We start from the raw sequence: 2,483 nt of genomic DNA, 5'->3' as shown, positions 1-2,483 counted from the left end.
GGGCAGGTCGGCCCGGCCGGCGGCCCGGCGTAGCGTGGCCGAGTCCAAGGCTCCCGGTCCCAGCGCTTGTTTCAGGCGCGCAAATACCGCGGCGTTTTGCATCTGGGCATCCGTGAGGCGGGCGTAGCGGGCCTGCTCGGCCTGCTTGTCTTTCTCGAAGGAAGCCTTGGCGCGCTCGTAGAGGTCGAAATTGGCGCGCTCGGCGGCGGGCACCTGCTTGCGCGTTTTGCCTTCGAACTGGCCCCGGTAGCGGGCGTAGATGCGCGTCTGCTCCAGGGTTTCGACGGCGACGTTGCGGCCATCGGGACCGCCGAGGAAGTTCCAGCCGTGCACGTCGTCGGGGTAGCCGTTGTGGTCGTCGTCGCGGCCGTTGCCGGCGGTTTCGCGCGGGTTGCGCCACAGCACGGGCTTCAAATCCTCGTGCGTCGAGTCGATGCCCGAATCGATGACGGCCACCAGCACGGGCGTGGCGGTGCGCCCCACCAGCAACTCCCGGTAGGCCCGGTCGGTACTGATGCCGGGCACGCCGTCGGCCTGCAAATCGAGGTGCTGCCAGCGGCGAATCTGCTCGGGCGAGAGCGGAGCCTGGGCGCGGGCCGTGAGCGAGGCGAAGGACAGCAGGCCCAGCAGGGCGAGGCGGGAGCAGGAGAGGGGCATGGAGATGGAAATTAAGAAGGGTAAGGCGAAATATAGTCCTTGGCAGTCGCCCGGAAACTCCGGCCGGCCGCGCACTTCCGCCGCACCCCCAGCGCTAAAACGCTCGCATGCCATTGGCTACAGCAAGGCTGGCAGCTTGATATAGGTGGGCAAAGCGCTTGTCGTAGACAAAAACCAGGTTGTTGAACACCAAATTGCCGGAAACCGGTTGCTCCGTCACTACCACTTTGTACACGATAATCTGCCGGGCGTTATGCGCCGTCAGGGCAATGGTATGCTGGTAGCCGGCAAGGCCGTGGCACAGGTAGTCAACGGTGGCGCCTCGCAGATACGGAAAGTTGCCGCGCCTCATTGCCGCAATGGTCTGGCCCACCACCGAATCGGCCCGGACGATATCCTTCACGCCTAACTTGGCATCCGGGTCAGCCAGCGGAAATCCGATGGCGTCGCCGGGCCAGATAATCAGGCGGGCGTGGTGGTCGGGGCTGCTCATGCGCAGTGAGTCACTTAGCGGGTGGTCGCTGTGGCTGATGATTTCCCGGAAGTTCTTCGGATAAATGTAGTGGTAGCCATATGCCGCGTCGCTTGCGCTTATATAACCTGCAGGCTGGGGTGTAGCAGTGTTCGGGAGCCGGCATTTCTGGTGCCGCTTCAGTAGCCCTTCCACCGTGGAAGCCCGGCTACTAACGGCCTGCCCATAGCAACCAACGGTGCCGGCCCACCACAGACCCAGTAGCAACATGGTCCGTCCGGGCCACTGCCGACGCGCCAAGTGGGGCGCCGAGATTTGGATTTTGGGGGAGGGTTGGTAGGCGGGAATGATGACTACGGTATGCATATGGCAACGGCCGGACTGGTTATCCGAATAATGCGGCCAAGGTTGGGAATCTTCCCGCACCGGCCCGGCGAAGATAAAACCAGTGGCGAGGCCATTCAGTCGGCACAAAAAGCCGGCAAACAGACACTGCGCGAGATTTCCCGCCGAGGTGTTGTTCGAAATCAGCCATCTGGCCGATAATGGACGCTTTCTGTAGCGTGGAAATTATGAATAAAAGCTTTTTATTGTTGATAATCAATTTTTTATAAAATTGGCATGCTGCTGGAAACGATAATGAAGTATCCAGTCCGCCGCTGCCCGATTCCGGACACGGCCAATGGCAGGCCTGGGCTTCTGCATTTCCCTCCACCTTATTTTCTCCAGCAGTATGAATTGTTTTGCCAACCTCCGCCTCGGCATGTTTACGTACCAAAATGTCGGCGCCTGCTGCCCCGGCCGGCGCATTGCCCCCGCGTTGCGGCGCGGTTTGCTGGCTTTGGCGGTAGCGATGCTCTCGGCCGGGGCCGTCCGGGCCCAGCAGCCAACCGTGCACATGAGCCAGCCCGACGCCTCCAGCCTGCGCCTGCGCTTCGACAACCCCACCCAGCGCCCGGCCTATCTCACCGTGACGAACCTGAACCTCGGGCAAGCAATCCTGAGCGAAACCCACCGCGAAGCCGCCTACGGCACGCGCCTGAAGTTCGACCAGCTGTCGGCCGGCGCGTATGCCGTGCTGCTGCGCGTGGGGCGCAACCGCTACCGCTACACCGTGCAGGTGGCGGCCGATGCGGCTGGCCAGCCAACTATTGCTGTGCGCGAAACCACCACACACCGCGTCGAAAATGGCTTGGCAACGGTGCAGTTGTAGGCAGCGCGTGGCGAAAGACTGAACGTCATACTGAGCGTGGCCGAAGCATGACGTTCTGAATATTACTTGCCAGCACCTAGCAATTCCGCCGCCGCCGCCCACGGCGTGAGCGTGCCGGCCGCCACGGCCGCCTGCACGGCC

3 protein-coding genes and 1 pseudogene are annotated in these 2,483 nt (G+C 62.5%); 1 reads left to right on the top strand and 3 read right to left on the bottom strand.

Annotated features, from left to right (window positions below; genetic code table 11):
• The 3 genes and pseudogenes from ACYVDE_RS20235 to ACYVDE_RS20225 form a co-directional block, all read right to left on the bottom strand.
• Nucleotides 1–657, bottom strand: a pseudogene (locus tag ACYVDE_RS20235) (peptidase S8); the annotation flags it as partial.
• 94 nt (nt 658–751) lie between these two features.
• A complete protein-coding gene (locus tag ACYVDE_RS20230; protein WP_460503343.1) occupies nt 752–1,150 on the bottom strand; it encodes a hypothetical protein in 399 nt (132 codons plus the stop codon).
• Nucleotides 1,151–1,514: 364 nt separating this feature from the next.
• The gene (locus ACYVDE_RS20225; protein WP_460503342.1) at nt 1,515–2,027 is read right to left on the bottom strand and encodes a hypothetical protein; all 513 of its coding nucleotides are present in this window, start codon (nt 2,025–2,027) and stop codon (nt 1,515–1,517) included.
• On the opposite strand from ACYVDE_RS20225, the gene ACYVDE_RS20220 reads away from it, so the two are divergent.
• Nucleotides 2,028–2,342 (top strand): hypothetical protein, encoded by a 315-nt coding sequence (locus tag ACYVDE_RS20220; RefSeq protein WP_460503341.1) that lies wholly within the window; start codon nt 2,028–2,030, stop codon nt 2,340–2,342.
• Nucleotides 2,343–2,483: the final 141 nt, after the last annotated feature.

The sequence above is a fragment of the Hymenobacter agri genome, assembly GCF_054778495.1.
This window is presented reverse-complemented; position numbering and strand designations above follow the sequence as displayed.